Source organism: Thiohalocapsa sp. (assembly GCF_022340605.1).
Classification (GTDB): domain Bacteria; phylum Pseudomonadota; class Gammaproteobacteria; order Chromatiales; family Chromatiaceae; genus Thiohalocapsa.
In genome coordinates this window covers 1-17,856 of record NZ_JAJDNQ010000075.1, presented here as the reverse complement: position 1 = coordinate 17,856, position 17,856 = coordinate 1, and the positions used below count along the sequence as shown (strand labels likewise).

Below are 17,856 nucleotides of genomic sequence, written 5' to 3'. Positions count from 1 at the left end.
TGAGAAGCCGCCGCCTTCCTTAATATTTACAGGGGTATTGATGCGATAAATGCCGTCGGCGATCTCATGCACATTGGTACCGGACTGCGTATTGGTCGTGGTCATTGTCATGCACCCAGTGAGGGACACCCAAATTATTGGCTATCGTTGGTAAACGTGGCATCTCCCTTCGTCGGTCGGTCTACATGCGGCGTCGAGTTCGGCTTGCGGCATTCGCTGCGTCGGCAGTATCGGGTGCGAGTGCGGGACGGCCGGTATCAAGCCGGACCCGCGCCGGCTTCCGCGGTCTCAAGACCGGGAACCTGGTCACCGATGCCATAAATTGAACACGAGGAGTGCCAAATGACAACAGATCTGCACACGCCGGAGCGCGCACCGAAAGCCGGCCATCGCGGTCCAGGGAAACCTTCACGCAGCCGCCAGGCGATAGCGTTGGGCTGGCTGTTGCTCGCCTCCGGCGTGTGTCATGCCGCGGATACCGCCGCCGTCCAACCCCCCGTGTTCACTTACAGTCCAAACCCGATCGAGACCACGCCATACGGCCCCGCGGCAGCGGATATCGCGCTGTACCCGTCCAACTTCGTCCCCTGCTTCGGTGGCCCCATCGCGCTGTGCTACTACTCGGGTCCCGCGTCCGACAGCGCCCCTGAGACGGGACCACCCAATCTCTCCTGTGAGGTCAGCGATGATCCGAACTTTTCCAATTGCAAATGTATCGAGATGCCGCTCGGCCCTTACTACGTAGACATCAACGGCATTCTGGACGAGCAGGTCTACCTGGACACGGTGCGGGTGTGCGGCGAGACCGGTGCGAACTGCCAGAGCCAGCCGAACATGGCACCGGTCTGTGCGGCCATCCAGAGCAAGCAACTGCTGGCCGATGCGGACCCTGCCCCGGACTACATATCCACATTTACCCCGGCGCTCGACGCCGCGAAGATCCCCGGTTACGCGATCGGGCAGACCAACTGCGCGTCGGCGCCATACGCCGGCTGCATGACCGCGCCGTGCAAGCGTCTCTCCGAGCAGAAGGTCCCGCTCTGCGACGGCTGCGACGAGGAGGCTTATATCGACGTCTGTACCTGTCCGAACTACACCGGTCCGTATCAGGTCGGTCAGGCCAACGCGGACTGCAACATCGCCGGCGATGCCCCGGCGGACGATCCCGGCAAGAACATCTGGTCGGCCGCTTACAACCCGACAGTGGGCATGATTTCCCAGCTCGACTGCGTGCCCGATGCCTTCGGCAACAGCGGTTGTCCGCTGCTGCCGCCGACACCCGACAGCGATCCCGTGCAGCCGGCCATCCCGGAGGTGCCGCAAGGCATCAGTTGCCCACAGGTCTGCGCCGAGTACCGCAACGCGCGCGATGACGGCGTCGAGGTGGGCTACACCTGCGATGCGACGCTCTGCACCGTGTCCTCGCTCAAGGACGATGCCGGGCTCGTCGAGCAGGCCTGCGGCGGGCTCGGCAACAGCAGGCTGGGCACCTCGGAAATCCTGAAGCTGGAGGCCGCCGTCGGCTGCAGTTGCTGCGCCAGCCAGATCTGCGGCTGCGAGGCGTCCGAAACCACCGAGAACGCCGTCTTCGACCTCAATGCCGAGCAGGCCGCCATGGGTATCGAGACCCAGTGCCAGTACAACGGCAGCCTGTGTGGCAGCCCGTCGCCGGCGTCCCCGACCGGCGCGGCTGAGTAGCTGGAGTAAAGTGGGCGGAAGACCTTCAACCCAGAAACAGCGGTTGGACGGTCCTCAGGGTGCGTCCCGCGCGGTGGCTGGCGAGGCACAACGAGGTGGAATAGTCGCCCTACTCCAACGAGTTGTAACGAAGCCAGGCATCGCGCGGACGTCGAGGTGCCGCACGCGCCCTACCGAGCGGTCATCGACGACTCGCGGGGCCAAGCCGAACGCGTGGCGCTCGTCATTGGTGGCGGCTGGGACGCGGCGGCCACCGCCGCCGCGGTTTTATCTGTCACTGCGGCGCGTGGTCATAGCGGCGGCGGAGTGACGGCGCCGCCAATCAGAGCAGCATAGGCCGCCGGATCACAGGCCGATCATCTCGGCGCTATGACCGCGCTGGCGGATGGCATGCAAAATGATGCTGGGTTTGGTCTCGAGGGCGTTGTAATCGACGACCATGAGATGCCGGGTCTTTTCGCCGATGCAGGCGTCGACCACGCCGTGGTCATGACTCGTCTCGCGCAAGAGGTCATTGATCTCATCGTCGCTCAGCGTGCGATCGATATGGATCAGGATGTCGCCGTGATGCATAAGAACCCCCATTGATTGGTGGTGCCTGCGCCGAGTGAGGCGGGCACTGTAGTTATAGGACAAGTCCTGCACCGCGCTACGACACGGTTTCTGCGGGATTTAAGGTCGGTTTAAAAAGGGCGCCGAATACCTCGGCACTTTGCCAACACTCATAGCAATGAACATGACCGGCCTTGGGGTAAATACGGATACGAGTCCTATTTCTGCCTATTCAATTGGCATTCGCCTTAGGCCGTCACACAGGTCCGGCACGCGCGCCATGATATAGCGCTCGAAGCCCACGCCGTCGCGCAGTGCCCGCTCGACACCGGTTTGCCGAAACCCGAAACGCTGAAACAGCGGCCGGCTCAGCAGGCTCGCCTCCGCGAGCCAACGCCCGGCATCGGGCGCAGGACAAGCGGCGAGCGCGCGTCGGAGCAGTGCGCTGGCGATGCCGCGACGGGCATGGGCCGGGTGCACATAGATAGACGCCACATGCCCGTCCGGCCCGATGCCGCAGAAGCCGACGATGTCGCCATGCGCGACCGCGACGAAGGTCATCACGTCCAGCACGAAGCCGGTGAAGTCTTGGGATGCTGCAAAACCGGCCCACACCACCACCTGTTCCGGCGCGTAGTGTCCCGGCGCGAGCCCGCGCACCGCGTCGGCGTAGACAGCGCGCAGCGCGGGCACCTCCCCGGCTGCGACATGGCGCATGGCGTAGGTCATGGCTTGGTAATTCGTCAGCCGCCCCCGCCGCTGACGTACTGTTCTGTTTGGGCGATCTCATCCACTGCGTCGGGCAGTGTCTCTAGCTGCGCCGGAACGTTGTAGTAGAGAAAGACAGAGTGCTCACGCTCGCCGAGTTTGAAGGTCAGCGTAGCCCCGGGAAGATCCGTCACCTGGTTGTCGAAAAGCAGTAGCCCACCCTCGGGTCCGATTTCCGCCACTTCGCGGGAGACATAGCTCGGCGCGGCTTCGAAAAAATGTGCATCGAGAAGCTGATTAACCAGCGTCACCACATCACCGGGATCGATGCGCCACGTTGCCACGCCGCGATGCGCGGTGTACTGCTTGCCGTCGAACTCGACTGTACCATCGCCATGGACGGTGACGCTATAGACCGGGCAAAAGCCGAAGCATGCGGACCGTTCGAGCCGGATTTCAACCTGATCGAGAGGTATTTCCGAATGCTGCGCTTGAGCCAGCGAACACCCGAGTACCGTGAAAAGCAGGATGGCAAATTTGAGATGAGCTTTCACATTGCGGCTCCTGATGCAGTTGAAGCGTCCAAGGATTATTGTCGGCATCAAAGATGCAGCGCCCAGACCCCCTGCATCACGACGAACAGGAAGGCCGTTGAGCAGCCGAACGTCAGCACCCCGGCGATGGCGAGCAGCGGCCCGAGCTGCCGCCAGGGCGGCGGCAGGGTCACGTCCCCGTAGCCCAGCGTCGTCATGGTCACGGTTGTGAAGTACAGGCCCTCGGCAAAGCCCGAGACGAGATTCCGCCAGCGCAGGAACAGCGCCCAGAGCATCGCCTCCGCAATATGCGCCGCGAACAGGATGAGAAAGCAGCCGCTGACAATCAGCTTGCCCGCCTGGTGAAAGCCGACGCTGTCCTCCAGCCCGGCCCGGTGCTCCAGCAGCAACCCCGCGACGTCGAACAGGACGATCGAGTGAACGTAAAACAGCGCAACCGCGAGCATCAGCGCGAGCGCGTGCACCAGTATCACCCGTTGCCGGGGTGACTGCCGCGTCCACTTTACGCCCATCGCCCCCCCTCCTGGTTACAGGAGCTTGCTGAGGACCCAGTTGCCCATCTCGGCAAGTGGGATCTGCGTCGCCACCACGGCCAGCATGGGCGCACCCGCCGCGACCGTCAGTTGCTGGACCGCGGGCCAATCCACCGGCACCACGCGGATTTGCTGAACCGCTTCGATGGTCGCATTCAGGTCCGATGCGGAGGACGTGTCCGCGGACCCGAGCAGCGCGTCGCCGCGCATCGACGGGTCGGTCCACTTGCGGTGGAACGCAAGATGATGCTGGCTCGCCAGGCGGCCGTAGTCGATCAGGGCCTGCTCGCGCAGACAGTACAGCGGCGGTACGAAGACCAGGATCGGACCGAGGAGCAGCATCCCGCAGAAGCCGAGCCAGAACGCCACCCCCCACCAAACCATCTCCGCATTCGGATGCACCAGCCGGATGTCCTCGATCATCGCGGCCGCGATGACGCAGCTCAGCGCGAAGATGAAACCGCTGAAAATGCTCGGATAGATCGACAGGAAGCCGAGGCCTGCGCAGCGGTCCGGGTGCAGGGGCGCCAATTGCAAGGGCAGCCGGGAGACCCGAAACAGCAGTACGGTCCACACCGCGAAGCGCCAGATCCAGCGCAGCACCAGAAACAGGAACAGCGGCGTGCTGATGCATGCCGCCGTCAGCCCGGCCCAGGACAGCACCGCGTGACCGTCCATCACCCGACCTTCCCAGCTGGAACCGGACAGATCGACGATGAGCTGGGCGGCCGCAGCCGACCACGCCAGCGCCAGCAGCAGGATGATGGCCTCCGCGACCACCGACGACGAGCGCCGGTCTGCCGTGGCAAGGGCGCGCCTGAAGCCGACGACGGCGTCAGGCCCCAGGAGCTGCGCCTTGTCGAAATGCTCGGCGAGAATGGCGAGACGTCCGTCGGCGTAGCGCTCGGTGACGACCATGACCACGATGGCGACCACATAGCTGGTCGAGACAGTCAGATCCGTGAAGTAGGGCCAGCCGGCATATCCCGCATCGCTCAATGACTGGGCGACGACCGCCACCGCGGGTGCCAGCCAGGCGAGCCCGGCCAGCAGCAGCGCGGCCCGCCACGTCGGCAGCAGATCGGCGCCCGTCAGCCTCAGTCGCCCCAACAGGCTGTGGAAAGGCCCGCCGACAACGAGGGAGAAGCGCGACGCCGCGCCGCTGGCGATGTTTCCGGTCAAGGCCCGGGCACCGGTGGTGACGCGCCATCAGGGCGGGGCGGGGATAGCCTACCGCCGATCAGCGCAGATGAGCGTTTCAAGCGTGCATGGCCAGAGCCGCATCGCCCAAGGATACGGCAGCCCGCGGACGAGGTTCCGGCGGCCACGGGCCATGCTCTTCCGTCAGCAGTCGTCCTTGCAGATCTTCGCATCGGTCTCGCAGCCGCTGATGCAGTCCGAGACCGACACATCCCCTTCGTCGTAGTGCCTCACATCGGCGCGCGCCTTCGTATCCAGGCACTGCTGCTTGCAGGCAGCCAGGGTGGCCTCGCAATTGGCGACACAGTCGGGGCCGGACAGGACCCCCATCGCACCGGGAGATTGCGCGGCATTGGGTCCCTCTTGAGCGAGGGCCAGCAGCGGCGACAGGCACAAGACGAACAGACAAATATTCTTCATCGCGTTGTCCTCGGCAGCGGTTGTGCTCGGCACAGGCTGCATATTACCCGCAGCTTCCAGAGATATGGTTAGCAGCATCACTGCGCCGGTTCGATCGTGCCGATCCGCCGCGCCTGACGCGATGGCGATGATTGGCCTTCCCTGTTCGGTCCCTGTTCGGGATCAGGGCCAAGCCCGGCGAAGCGTTCGTGAACGCGGCTTCGGGCGCCTACTCGGATTCGAGAACAATGGCGCATTCGGAGCCCAGCTTGAATACGTAATTGGCCTCCGCTGCGATCCGGATGGGTACCGAGCAATCGTCCGTGGCCATCCGATAACCCAGCGTGTAGTCGCCGGGGTCGAGCACGAAGTCGTAGCGCTCGCCGGGGCGCAGTTGGTAAACCCCTTCGCCGTTGACGGTGACCACCATGCGCTCTTCATCGTCGTCCACGGCGGTGGCGCGGTAGACGCTCACATCAGCGGCGCTGCCGGGGTTGGCAGGCACCGGCGGCGCGGAGAGGGGGCCGCTGGCCACGGAGCAGCCGGCCAGTGCTACCGACAGGCCCAATGGCAATATCAGTCGAACGATCATGGATGCTCCTCATCATATATACACGGCGAACACGCCAGCGCAACAGCGCGCAAGTCCCGAGACCCTCTCAGTCGTTGTCGTTGTCGTCGCAATCGCGCTCGTGATCGTGATCGTGCGGATATTCGATGACGACTCCGCTTACGAGAACAAGGGAGCCCCGTCCCGGAATTGCCGCGGCGAAGCACCAGATCGCCCGCTGCACGGTCAGCGACGCCCGCGGAAGCCGCCGCCAGCGGCGCGCCCGCCAAAGCCGCGGCCTGCGCGTTCCCCCCAGCCGCCTCGGTAGAAGGCGTTGGCGCGCTCGTCACCGAAGGTGCGGGCGCGCGATTCCCGGTCGGCCCAGCCGGTGTCCCCAGCCGCCGCGTGCCAGCCATCGTCGTCGTGGGTCTGCCAACCGTCGCCGGTGTTGCGATAGACATGGCCGTCCGCACCCGCGTAGAGATTGTCGCCGACCCGTGCGGTGGTGACCGTGTGGGTCTCCCCGGTCCGGGCGCTGTCGAGCGTGGCCTGGTGCACCGCGGCGGACCGGCCGTGACGGTCCTCGGCGGCGGCGGTATCGCGGGAGACGGTGCTGCCGCCGGGGCCGGTGGCGGTGCCCCGGGCGCCGTAGGCGAGGTTACCGGTGGCGGGGTTGTAGCGCTCGCCCCGTTCCACCGCGCCGGTGGTACCACCAGCGGTGTCGAAGGTGCGGCCGTAGCCGCGCCCGGCGGTGCCGGTCCAGGCATCGTAGCCGCGGCCGGCGGCAAAGTCGCCGGTGGTGCCGGTGCCCTCATTCACGTAGCTGCCGCGGGCGCCCGTCCAGGCCTCGCCGGGGCCGGCGTACCAGGCGCGGGTGCCGCTGGCGACGGTATCACCCCAGTGACCGTAGACGTTGGCGCTGGTGACCGCGCAGCAGCCGTAACCGGCGTGATACGGCCGATAATAGGCGCCACCCCAGTAGGCATCGGCGGCGGCCGCGGTGGCGAGGCCGAGCCCGAAGCCGTAGGCGTAGCCGACAGCAGGGTTGTAGACTGGCGCGGCGGCCAGATCGTAGGTCTCGGGTGCGGCGACCCAGGTGTCGCCGATCCAGGGCTGGTAGTCGTAGCCGGTGCCATAGACCACGACACCGTCGTCCGCGATCACGGTCCCCAGGTAGCCGGGCGTGTAGCCCTCGTAGACCACCTCCGGCGTCGCACCATAGATATGCACATAGGTGACGTAGTGCAGCGGCGAGCTGGGCGGAATGCTGTAGATGTCGGCCGGGACCGATGAGGCCACGGTCCAGGGTCCGTCCAGGGAGTCGGACTGGAACCAGATCCCCTCCTGCAGGGCATAGTAAGTCTCGCCGTTGACCCGGATGACGGGTGTCCTGGCGTTGACCACGTACTCCAGGTCTGTCCCCTTCAGCAGGGCGATGGTGGGTGGACCGTCGGTTTGCAGCGTGAAGGTCGGCCCGCCCGTCAGCGGCACGGTGGCGGTCTGCGGGATACCGTTGGCGATAACCGCCTCACGTGCCTGCGGCGTCCCTGCCACGGAGGCGAGCACGACCCCGGCGGGGCTGTCCTCGGGGATGCGGGCGAAGTCCGCGGGCAAGTCCGTGCTCGCCACGTAGGTCCATGGACCGCTCAGCGCCGGCGCACGAAACCAGCGCCCGGCCAGCAGCACGTAGTAGTCGCTGTCGTCGGTGTCCACGATGACATCCGCCGTGGTATTGCTGGCCCAGAGCAGCGCCGTGTCCTTGATGGGCACCAGGTTCGGCTTGCCCTTGAAGACGATGAGCTCGGCCGGCGTCTCGCTGACGTAGACCACCGGCGGGCCTGCCGAGAGCAGTTCCAGCGTCGGCGTGCTGGGGCTGCCATTCAGCAGGTCCGCCTCGCCCGTGGTCGCGAGGTGGCTCGCCACCTCGTCCACGCCCGCCGGCGTACTCTCTGCCCGCGACCAGGGGCCTTGCAGGGACTGGGCGGCCATCCAGCCATCCAGCAGGTGCAGGTAGTAGGGACCCTCCGGGTCGGTGGCGAGGATCACTGCCCGGGTGTTGATCACGCGCTGAAGCTGGCTGTTGGGGATCGGCTTCCACACCGCGAGCCCCTGGATCGGCACGAGCACCGCAGGCGTCTCGCTGACGATGATCCGCGGCGGCTTGTTCTTGACGGCGACGCCGCCTGGCGGCGTGACATCGGCCGCCGCGAGCGACGCCTCGAGTCGGTCCAGCGAGACGATGCGAATGGACTGGCTGAACTGGGTCTGCGCCGCGCTCGCCAGTGCCGCGCCGTCATCGGGCAGCGTCGGAAAGTCCGCGCTCTGGACCTTGAGGTCCTCCAGCACCACCTGCCGCTGCGCGCGGTCCACCTGAGTCCGGGCCTGGAGGCGGACCACGCCGAAGGCCTCACGACGCTGCCCCGCCGGCTTCACCGCCACCGCGGCCCGCACGTTGAGTTGGTTGCCGGTCCAGGATTCCACTTGCGGTTGATAGACGGTCAGGGCCTTGCCGTCCACCTGCACCTGTATGGGCCAAGGGTCGGCGGGCAGATCGGACACGGGCGGGGTCGGTGCCGGTGGCGGCTGGGTTTGTGCTGCCGGCGGCTCGTTCGCTGCTGCCGGCGCTTGGGCCGGCCCGATGACCACGGTGATGTCCTCGGAGGCAGCGCCGACGGCAAGCTGCTGCCCCACCTTGATCTGCGTGGAGCTGAGGTCGTTCTGCTGCTCCAGGGCACTCAGGCTCAGGCCAAAGCGCCGCGCGATCGCCCCCAGGACATCGCCCGCGGCGACCGTGTAGATGCCCGTCGCAGGGTCATAGCTGCCCTCCGCGTGCTGGCGCGGGCCGTTGTCGGCCGCCTGCACCGGCGCCGCCAGTGCGAGATAGAGGGCCAGCGCCAGCCGCTTGCCCGCTCGCCCTTTCCTCGCAATCCCGAGTCGCGGCGCGGCCGCCCTGGAGACCTTCTGTTCGCCATGCATCGATGCGCTCCAAGGCTCACGGCCCTGATTCTGCGGCGCTGGGTGCAGTCCGCCCGACGTCGGAAACTGCCCACCGCACGACTACTCATCACCGTGGCCTCTCGCCGCCGGCATCCCCCCACGACCGATGCCCCGGCCGCCCGCGGTCATGCGTCGGACGCCCTGAGGATCGTAGGTCGGGTTAGCGCTAGCGTAACCCGACAATCAACGGCCTACCGACGCCCCTCGTCGGATTACGCTGCGCTAATCCGACCGACACCGAGTACTTGCCCGGTCTCTAGCGAGGCGCTGCCTCAGACCGACAACGGCATGAGGCGGCGAACGTCGCGTCGATCTCCCCGCGGCGTGCAACAAGGGCCGAGGGCCGAGGGCCAAAACGCGCCCGCAGAGTTCCCGTCGACTGCTGCTCCGACCCCAGGTCCTCGGCCCTTCGCCCTTTCTGATCGGTGCTGCGGTGCACACAAAACTTGACGCGTCTGCAAAGATTTCGGCCCCTCAAGCAATCTAGTACCCCGTTTCAGCCAATTTTGCAGGCGTCGACCCGGTTGAGGGCGGAGCCGAGGAACCGGGTCGAAGTCTCTGCTCGTGGTCGTGGTCGTGGTCGTGGTTGTGGTCGTAATCGGATACTCGACAACGACAACGACAACGAAAGCAAAGTTGGGAGAAACGCTGCTCTAGTGCGTCGGACGTCATGAGGGCGTGCGGCAAAGTAGGCGCATTGTTATTCCATCTTGACCGTCACGCCGGAGACTGTGCCGAGATTCAGGTCCAGACCCGCGGTCCGCGAGTGCAGCGTCATGATCACGCCATTCTGATTCTGCAGCCGCAAACCGCCCATACCGCCGCCAAGCGCGACACTCGCATCCAGCTTGGTGTAGGTGCCGGGGAATTGGGAGACGTCTTTCAAGTCGTACACGTTGCCCGTGGCGCTCATGGTGGAGGCGCCGACATTGAGACCGGCGCTCAGGCCTTTCAGCGTGAAGGGATACTCCTTACCCTTGAATACGAGGGTTCCGCCACCCTCGCTGCCACCCACGATCAGGCCGATCTGCTCTTCTGCGATGGTCACCGTGCCAACCGGCTGCTTGGCCTCTTCGGCCAGCGCCACGGCAGTTCCCAACAGTGCTGCGGCCATTACCAAGGCGCCAAAAACGTTGCGATGTTTTTGAATCATCTCATCTCGCCTCCGTCGCCAGGTTGATGCCAGGAATGTCTTGCTCTCCGTCAGTGCCGCCTCGCCTCTCTTAGCGGCCCCTTTCGCCCTTTCGTCGTCTCGGACAATGGAGGCATCCGCCTCGCTCTATGCCGCACTTCGCTCGGCCTGAACGACCTCATCGGCCTTGCTGACGGCGTCTTCCAATGTGCCGCCAATGTGCTGCGGGACCGCGCCAAGGGCACGCCCCCGGGAGGCCAATTGCAAAGAACAACGCGGCTGACCCCAGCATGCCTTATTAGGGCACGGCGTAGGTTCGTCAAGGTTATATGGTGGGAGGGGCTCGCTCAGGTGTCGGGTCTTCGCGATTCCTGGGAGAGCGATGCCTGGCACATTAGCTCTAACTCTATTCCGCTGGCTTGCTATCGGCCTCCTGCGGCTGTTCACCCGCCGCGCGCGCCCATCGGATCGGGTGCTGGCCACGGACCGCCCGCACTGGGTCAAGTCGCCGGACATGCGCAGCCGTCGCGGCTATCGGACTTGTTGGCCGAGGGGCGGTACCAATGCCCGCTTTGTCGCCCATCGGCGCGCGCGCGTCGCGGCTTCATCGCCTGCGCCAGTATTCGTCGCGAGACCGACTATATTGCTTAGCAACGCGCTAGGTCTTTTGCTTCTCGTCGCCTGCGCGCCCCGGCCAGGCTTCAGGCGTTTGCATCGCCCACGAACGTCGCGGTCATGGGTGCTCGAGCCAGCCGTGGCACGGCGACGCCATGGATACCTAGGATACCTACGCCGATGATCTCGCGGCCTTGATGGAACGCCTCAACCTCCAGGATGCCATCCATGTCGCTCGCGTTCATCGACGAGTGAGGCTCGGGTTCGGGGCGCGACGTCCAGGGCGCCCGTTGCGTGCATACGGTAAGGCCCTAATGGCGAATGGAGCGAGCCTTATGCATGGGCCGTCGTTGTTCGCAGCATCATGCGTGCGGCGGTCGCCAACGGCCAGTCCGACATTCAATCGCCCCGGCACACCTGTCACTCACCGATTGAGGGGAAGGATCATGACCGATACTACCTGCTCTCACATTGGCGCCATCGAGACCGTCAAACTGCCCAAGGCGCACGAGTGCGAGGAGTGCGTCAAGATCGGTGGCACCTGGGTCCACCTGCGCACCTGCCAGACCTGCGGTGCAACCCTGTGCTGTGACAGCTCTCCCAATCGTCATGCGACGAAGCATGCCCACGCGAGCGGCCATCCGGTCATCGCCTCGGCCGAGCCCGGGGAACGCTGGCTCTATTGCTATTCACACGACGCGGTGGCGCAGTACTGATCCGAGTGACTGGCTGCACGCGGAGACGCGGACGCATATGCCGATCTCCCTCGTGGAAGACGGCAGCTACGCCTGTCCATACTGCCGCGCCGCCAATCGAGCTATCTGGTGCTGCCGATCTTCGCCCTGGCCAACGCCGGCGAAGCGTTGCCGGCAACCGAGGATTTCGCCGCCGCCAAGCTCGCGGTGCTGGCCGCCTCGCTTCTGTCATCCGTCGCCGGCGTCGCCGTCCTTTGGTGGGCATCGGGGACGCCGTGTCGCGCGAGCCCGGAAGAACTGACGTGAAGGCAGCCCTCTCAGTCAGCTCAAGTATCGGGCTCGCGCCGGTGATGCATCTGCCCGCGCTGGACTACTTACATTGAGACTACCGCATGGTGCTGCTCGAGTGGGCCGAGGCAAATCGAGCGGCGCCATACACCGTGCACATCGTCGGCGAGTCCTGGACCGGTCGCGCCTTCGAGCTGCGCGAGACGCTCCAGCAGTGCGCGGTGTCGCACCACTTCTGCCTCGCCGACTCGCCCGAAGGTCGAGCGCTCGTCGCCTCGGCTCCGGCGGGGGCAAGGCTTCCTCTCGTCGTGTTCCCGGACGGCAGGGTCCTGCAAAATCCGACCAACCTCGAGATTTCCCGTGCCACCGGTGGACCAATCGACCAGAATCAGTCCGACTTCGACGTCATCATCGTCGGCGCGGGACCCGCGGGCCTGTCGGCCGCCGTTTATGGCGCGTCGGAGGGTCTCAGCACCATGGTCGTCGACAAGGGCGGGATCGGCGGTCAGGCCACATCCAGCTCGCTCATTCGCAACTACCTCGGGTTCCCGCGCGGCATCAGCGGTCGGCTACTCGCCCAGAACGCATACAGCCAGGCCTGGGTCTTCGGGGCGAACTTCACTTTCATGCAAACGGTCACCGACATCGCCCGCGAGGACGGCCAGCTCTTCGTGTCGCTCTCCGACTGCGGTCGCTTGCGAGCCTCCGCGGTGCTGCTGGCCATGGGCGTCAGCTACCGCCGACTCGGCGTGCCGGCACTCGAGGCACTCATCGGAGCCGGCGTGCACTACGGCGGCTCGACATCCGAAGCCCCGGCAATGGTCGGTCGCGACGTCTTCGTCGTCGGAGGCGCCAACTCGGCCGGCCAATCCGCACTGCATCTTGCCCAATACGCCCGACGCGTCACACTCGTCGTCCGCGCACGATCGCTGCGCGACGGCATGTCGGACTACCTCGTCCGTCAGGTGCGGGCAACCGAGAACATCCAGACCCGTCTCGGCTGCGAGGTCGCAGTTGGAGAGGGCTCCATCGCCATCCAGCTGCTGCACCAGTACTTTGCCATCGAGCAGCTGAGTCCGCACGGCAGCTCGGGCGATCCGACGAGCGCCGTCGTCTGACTGACGAGCGCCAAAGCGCCGATGAGGTGGTGTCGGCGGCGCAGCAGAGGTGGGCTCAATGGCTGGGGGTATTGGAGCATGTGCGTTTTCCAGCCATTTCGGCGATTCCGAGGACAGCATCTCTAACTCCATTCCGCCGATATGTCCCGAAGTCAGGTATTGGATTCGCTTCCGCGGGTGGCGAATACAACATACCGTCCCCGGATTCCGGAATTTCGTATACCGACCCCGGATTCCGCCTCATCAGCCATGATCGCAGCGTCTTCGGTGGTCGCCGCGGGCTGCGCAGACACGGAGCCTCCAAAGAGTCCAAGGACGACGCACCGCGCGGCGGACGCCAGCTGGGTTGTTACAGGCATCGCTTTCTTCTCTCTGGTTGCGTGATAGCGCGCGCCCGGAGGCGCGCGGGTCTCTCAGTCAGGGTTGTAGCTCGATCTCGCCCGGACGCCAGGTCTGGTCGAACCAGGGCTCCAGCGGACCGTAGAGGCGGAGGATCATGAACCAGCCCTTGCCGGGAATGGTCTGGATCCAGTTGCCTTCTTTGCCCGCCGGGGCCTCGGGGGCGAACCAGACGTCCACCGAGCCGTCCGGATTGGCCTGAAGATTCTCGTTCTGACTGCTGACGCTCGGGAAGCGCTGGTCGGTCTGCAACATCGAGCGGGTCTGGGTGTCATAGACGATGACCGACCAGAAGTCCTTCACCGGGATGTTCGGCGGCAGATGCAGCTTGTAGGTCTTGGCGCCATCGAACGGACTTCCGTCCGCGTCCAGGGCGGTCCAGGGGTATTGCGACCCCTTGCCGACCATCTTCTCAGCCATCGCGGGGGTCACCCCGGTGGCAAAGAAGTAGAAGAAGGCCGCGCCGTCGAGGTTGGCGACGCCCGGCGCGACCTCGAACTTGTAGCCGCCGAAAAACGGCAGGCGCCACTGGCTGTCCGGATAGAAGTAGGCATCCTTCTCGCGCATCTTGAACGCCAGGCTGCGCGCGGTGGCGGCGCCGATCTTCGCGGCGTCCTCCAAGATGGCCTTCATCCGCGCGTCGGGCTCGAAGGGCTTGCCCTTCTCGATGCCGATGGCGGCGAAAAGCCCCAGTGTGGTGGGGTCCGAGCCGGTGCTCGGCTCCTCCTGAACGACCTGGTTCAGCAGCTCCCAGAAGCTATAGTCGCCGGGAAAGACGAAGTTCGACGAGATACCAGAGGCATTCGCGAATGTCGTCGGCGCGGGATTGGCCGCATCGGCAAGGGGGTAAATCTTTAGATGCTGTTTGACCGACTCGACGCCCGGCTTGGGCGACCCATCTACGAGAAAGGTGCGGAACGGTGCCCAGTTGCCATAGGTGCTTGGGCGTACGACGAAATAGCCTTCCGGCACCTCCCCCTTGTATCCGGGAGGCAAGATCAGGTATTTGCCACCCTCGCCCTTATCCGGGCCGGTGATGCCGATATCAGTAACCCAGCGGTACCAGAAGTCGTCGATGGCACCCAAGGATTTTGGCGGAACCTCCAACACCACCGGCCCGTCGTGCGTATCGATCCAGATGAAGTTGTAGATCGTGTTGTCGTTCGCAGTCAGCTCCACGGTCCTGGAGTCGACCAGTTCTTCCCAAATGACGTCGGTCTGGTTGACAGGCCCGAACTCCTTCAGCGAGTCGCGCATACTCGCCTGGTTGACGATCGGAATGCCGAGTAGATAGGCCTGCAGCGCCCGGGAGCGATCCAGGTTGTCGTAGATGGTCTCGATGCTGTCGGCGGATGGGACGCCATCTCGCAGGTGCAGGGTGCCGATCGACGTGTCGAGGGTATCGGGGGTGGCGACGCCCGGGGCGATGTCGGTGGTCATCTTGTACTGGTTCGCCGGTGTCGCGGCGGACGCGGAGGAGTCGGCGGCGACCTTCAGCGTCTCGCCGGCGTCGATCGTGTCGGACGCGAGGCCGTTCCATTCCTTCAACTCCGTCGCCGAGACGCCGAAACGCTTGCCGATCTCGATGAGATCGTCGCCTTTGGTCACCACGTAGGTGGCCGTGGCGGCGTCGTATGTCCCTCCCGCGTGATGACGCGGTCCCTGGTCGGCCGCCTGGGCGCTGCCTAGCGACAAGGCGGCGGCCAACACGAGCGCTGACCCAGCGGCCTGGAGTCTGTTGAGAGCTGGGTGTTGACGAGACCTGGAACGATTGAATCGCATTGGGCGTGTCCTCCTGGTTTGGGCCAGTCGGTCGTGGGTTGAAGTCAATGGTCGCGGGTTGGCGCTTGCGCCTATTTTGGAAACATCAGTTGCACCTGCGCCCGAAGTTGCCAGTCCGCACCGTATTCCGGCGAAACGACGTTGTAGTAGGCGCTGATCTGCGTGTTCACCGGCGGTTTGCCGAAGTGGAAGATGCGACCGATGCCGCCGCCCACAGGCACGGTCCATCGGTTGTCGCTATCCGCGTACCAGTTGACGGTGACGATGGGTGCGCTGGTGAGGTAGGTGCCGCCCTTGAAGTTGTAGTTGAGGAAGGGCTGGACCAGGCCGTTGTTGAAGGACGCGTCGTCGCTGGTATCCAGCGACCAGACGTTGTTGATCAGCATGCCGTAGACCCAGGGGCTGCCCGCGACCCAAGGGGCGCACCGTTCCGGTAGTTGCCAGCATGCCGTAGACCCAGGGGCTGCCCTCTTCCAGATGCAACGCCACCGCGGTTGGTCCCAACCCCCAGTTGTTATTGCCGAGCGCACGGTCGGTGTGGGTTGGCAGCTGGGCGATGGCACCGACACCCCAGATCCAGCCCTTGGCATTGCTCGGGGACAGAAAGGCCGAGAACTGCGTATCGCTGAGCCCGAAGGTGCTCTCTTGCCGCGGGCCCAGCTCCGGTTGCCAGATCAGCGGCAGGATGGTCCTGGTGATCAGGTTCCAGTCCTTATTCAGCGTAATCGGGATGACCGGCTGGATGTTCAGGATGTTCTGCGTGCCGCCTTCCTGCCCGTAGTCGAAGTTGGTGTTGTTCTGAAACGGGACGCTGATCAGGTTCGCGATGGGATTCTGCGCCAGTTTGGCCAGTTCCTCGGCACTCGGCGTGGCGAGAGCCGCTGGACCCAAAGCCGAAAGCGTCAGGACCGCCGCGCCGGCCCCGATCCATGCTGGGGTGCGCTGTAATCGCCCAGGCCGCGTTGACATGTCATGAACGTGCATTGCTACCCTTCGTGACGGCTGTTGTTTCTAGCCGATCCGGCGCCGCAAGCTCTGATCGCTTTGCAAGTCGGTATTGGATGTATCGATGCATGCCGTCCCCAAAGCCGCTGTTGCGCATTGATGCGGCGCCGTGCATTCGCTACGGTCCGCCCAGAAAACGCGCGCGCAGCGCCTCCTGCCCCGCGCTGTCGATCCCTGAGCCCTCCGAGAAATAGTCTTCGATGGACCCGTACTGCTTCCGCATCTCGTCGAGTGACGCCTCCAGGTACTCCCGCTTGAGACCGAGCACGGCGACGGCGATAAAGCGCTCGCCACCGCCGGCAACGAAGGCATAGATGGCGTGCTTGAACTGCGGCAGCGTGTAATCGTTGGTGCGCATGTAGTCGGCCATCACCGTCTCCTTTGGAACCCCGAGCAGAGTCAGCAGCGCGGCCGCGGCGCAACCGGTGCGGTCTTTGCCGGTGGTGCAGTGAAAGACGGCCGGCGTCATGCTCGGATCGGCCAGGTCGTGGAACAGCGTGCGCTGCATTCAATCTTCCCCTTGTGGTGTTGTCTCGCGGCCTGTATCGAGGTCCGAGAGCGGTCCGCTCCCTCGCGGGAGCGGACCGCTCCGGTTCAGGGCGAACGCCGCTTCGCCCGTTTGGCGGCTAGGTCAATTCGGCCCGGGCTGCAGGCTATGGACCGGGGCCCCATCCAGCGCCGCCGCTTGCGCCTTCTCGAGTTTCTCGATTTCCTCCGGCGAGAGCTGCGGACGGTCGATCTGGATGGTCAGCTTGTTCAGATCGGCCGTCAGCGGAAACGGCGGCAGGTAATCGGCGTCGTCGATACCGGTGAGGGTGTCGGAGCCGATGTCGAAGCTCTCATCCCATTGCAGGATGATCGGGATGGTCTTCTCCATGCGCTGTTCGGCGACCACCTTGCCGTCCACCTTGAGCGTGCCCGTGCCGCCCTTGCCGACGCCGACGAAGCTGTTGTAGGCGATGGTGCCGAGGCCCAAGCCGTCGTACTTGAAGTCGAACTCGACCGTGTGCTGGCCGGGCGCCAGCGCATCCGGGCCTTCCCACCTCACCCATTCCAGGTTCAGCAGGTTCCAGTTGAACACCGGCTTGCCGTCGAGCAGATAGAAGCCCCAGCCGGCGAAGCGCCCGCCGGAGGTGACGATCATGCCCTCCGCGCCGCCTTCCGGCACGGTGATATCCGCCGTAATGGAGTACGAGGTGTTGAGCAGATAGGGGGCATCGCCCTGCGGCACGCCGGTCATCGGGCGCGTGTAGACCAGCTCGTTCAGGCCGGCGGTGAGGCTCGGGCGCGGCGCGGCGACCCGGGCGGCCACCGAGGCGTTGAGCGGCAGCACCTGGTACTTCTTGGCCTCTTCCAGGAACATCGCCCGCATCTCTTTCACCTTCTCCGGATGCTCCGCCGCGATGTCCTCGGACTGATTGAAGTTTTCGTTCAGGTTGTAGAGCTGGAACACCTGGTTGTTGAGCGGGTCCTCGTTGGCGGCCTGGAATGCCTGCCAGGGCGCGCGGTTGACCTTGGTGCTCAGCAGCCAGCCGTCGTGGTACAGGGCCCATTGGCCCATCATCTCGAAGTACTGGGTCTTATGGCGCGACGGGGCGTCGGCGTTCTCGGCGTCGAAGGTGTAGGCGAAG

The 17,856-nt window shown here is 65.0% G+C and carries 17 protein-coding genes and 1 pseudogene; 4 read left to right on the top strand and 14 right to left on the bottom strand.

Going from position 1 to position 17,856, the window contains the following annotated elements:
• Positions 1-342 precede the first annotated feature (342 nt).
• The gene (locus LJE69_RS09615) at positions 343-1,698 is read left to right on the top strand and encodes a hypothetical protein (RefSeq protein ID WP_296924302.1); all 1,356 of its coding nucleotides are present in this window, start codon (positions 343-345) and stop codon (positions 1,696-1,698) included.
• 345 nt (positions 1,699-2,043) lie between these two features.
• Here the strand turns inward: LJE69_RS09615 and LJE69_RS09610 are convergent, their stop codons facing one another.
• The 10 genes from LJE69_RS09610 to LJE69_RS09565 all read right to left on the bottom strand — a co-directional run bounded on the left by LJE69_RS09610 (position 2,044) and on the right by LJE69_RS09565 (position 11,183).
• Positions 2,044-2,271, bottom strand: a complete 228-nt coding sequence (locus LJE69_RS09610) for a hypothetical protein (protein WP_296924299.1) — start codon at positions 2,269-2,271, stop codon at positions 2,044-2,046.
• A gap of 207 nt (positions 2,272-2,478) precedes the next feature.
• Complete coding sequence (locus LJE69_RS09605; RefSeq protein ID WP_296924297.1) at positions 2,479-2,979, bottom strand: GNAT family N-acetyltransferase; 501 nt, start codon at positions 2,977-2,979, stop codon at positions 2,479-2,481.
• 14 nt (positions 2,980-2,993) lie between these two features.
• Positions 2,994-3,512 (bottom strand): DUF6438 domain-containing protein, encoded by a 519-nt coding sequence (locus LJE69_RS09600; protein WP_296924295.1) that lies wholly within the window; start codon positions 3,510-3,512, stop codon positions 2,994-2,996.
• 47 nt (positions 3,513-3,559) lie between these two features.
• Entirely contained in the window at positions 3,560-3,976 is a 417-nt protein-coding gene (locus LJE69_RS09595; protein ID WP_296924293.1) for an ion channel, read from the bottom strand.
• A gap of 63 nt (positions 3,977-4,039) precedes the next feature.
• A complete protein-coding gene (locus tag LJE69_RS09590; RefSeq protein WP_296924291.1) occupies positions 4,040-5,227 on the bottom strand; it encodes a hypothetical protein in 1,188 nt (395 codons plus the stop codon).
• A 162-nt stretch (positions 5,228-5,389) separates the two neighbouring features.
• The gene (locus tag LJE69_RS09585; protein WP_296924289.1) at positions 5,390-5,746 is read right to left on the bottom strand and encodes a hypothetical protein; all 357 of its coding nucleotides are present in this window, start codon (positions 5,744-5,746) and stop codon (positions 5,390-5,392) included.
• Positions 5,747-5,873: 127 nt separating this feature from the next.
• On the bottom strand, positions 5,874-6,236 hold the full coding sequence (locus tag LJE69_RS09580; protein ID WP_296924287.1) for a hypothetical protein: 363 nt from the start codon (positions 6,234-6,236) through the stop codon (positions 5,874-5,876).
• A 204-nt stretch (positions 6,237-6,440) separates the two neighbouring features.
• Positions 6,441-9,170 (bottom strand): LysM peptidoglycan-binding domain-containing protein, encoded by a 2,730-nt coding sequence (locus LJE69_RS09575; RefSeq protein WP_296924285.1) that lies wholly within the window; start codon positions 9,168-9,170, stop codon positions 6,441-6,443.
• 721 nt (positions 9,171-9,891) lie between these two features.
• Positions 9,892-10,344 carry an EipA family protein gene (locus LJE69_RS09570; protein ID WP_296924283.1) on the bottom strand — a complete coding sequence of 151 codons (453 nt, stop codon included), beginning with the start codon at positions 10,342-10,344 and terminating at the stop codon, positions 9,892-9,894.
• Between the two features lie 680 nt (positions 10,345-11,024).
• Entirely contained in the window at positions 11,025-11,183 is a 159-nt protein-coding gene (locus LJE69_RS09565; protein ID WP_296924281.1) for a hypothetical protein, read from the bottom strand.
• 201 nt (positions 11,184-11,384) lie between these two features.
• Here LJE69_RS09565 and LJE69_RS09560 point away from each other — a divergent pair, with 201 nt between their 5' ends.
• The 3 genes from LJE69_RS09560 (at position 11,385) to LJE69_RS09550 (ending at position 13,039) form a co-directional block, all read left to right on the top strand.
• A complete protein-coding gene (locus LJE69_RS09560) occupies positions 11,385-11,654 on the top strand; it encodes a UBP-type zinc finger domain-containing protein (protein ID WP_296924279.1) in 270 nt (89 codons plus the stop codon).
• A 108-nt stretch (positions 11,655-11,762) separates the two neighbouring features.
• Positions 11,763-11,939, top strand: coding sequence for a hypothetical protein (locus LJE69_RS09555; protein WP_296924278.1), 177 nt, complete (start codon positions 11,763-11,765; stop codon positions 11,937-11,939).
• A gap of 86 nt (positions 11,940-12,025) precedes the next feature.
• Positions 12,026-13,039: an FAD-dependent oxidoreductase gene (locus tag LJE69_RS09550; RefSeq protein ID WP_296924276.1), complete on the top strand. Its 1,014-nt coding sequence runs from the start codon at positions 12,026-12,028 to the stop codon at positions 13,037-13,039.
• 417 nt (positions 13,040-13,456) lie between these two features.
• Here the strand turns inward: LJE69_RS09550 and LJE69_RS09545 are convergent, their stop codons facing one another.
• The 4 genes and pseudogenes from LJE69_RS09545 to LJE69_RS09530 all read right to left on the bottom strand — a co-directional run.
• Positions 13,457-15,148 (bottom strand): DUF1214 domain-containing protein, encoded by a 1,692-nt coding sequence (locus tag LJE69_RS09545; RefSeq protein ID WP_296924274.1) that lies wholly within the window; start codon positions 15,146-15,148, stop codon positions 13,457-13,459.
• Positions 15,149-15,291: 143 nt separating this feature from the next.
• Complete coding sequence (locus LJE69_RS09540) at positions 15,292-15,606, bottom strand: hypothetical protein (protein ID WP_296924272.1); 315 nt, start codon at positions 15,604-15,606, stop codon at positions 15,292-15,294.
• A gap of 737 nt (positions 15,607-16,343) precedes the next feature.
• Positions 16,344-16,733 (bottom strand): tyrosine-protein phosphatase, encoded by a 390-nt coding sequence (locus tag LJE69_RS09535; RefSeq protein WP_296924271.1) that lies wholly within the window; start codon positions 16,731-16,733, stop codon positions 16,344-16,346.
• A 123-nt stretch (positions 16,734-16,856) separates the two neighbouring features.
• Positions 16,857-17,856, bottom strand: a pseudogene (locus LJE69_RS09530) (arylsulfatase); the annotation flags it as partial.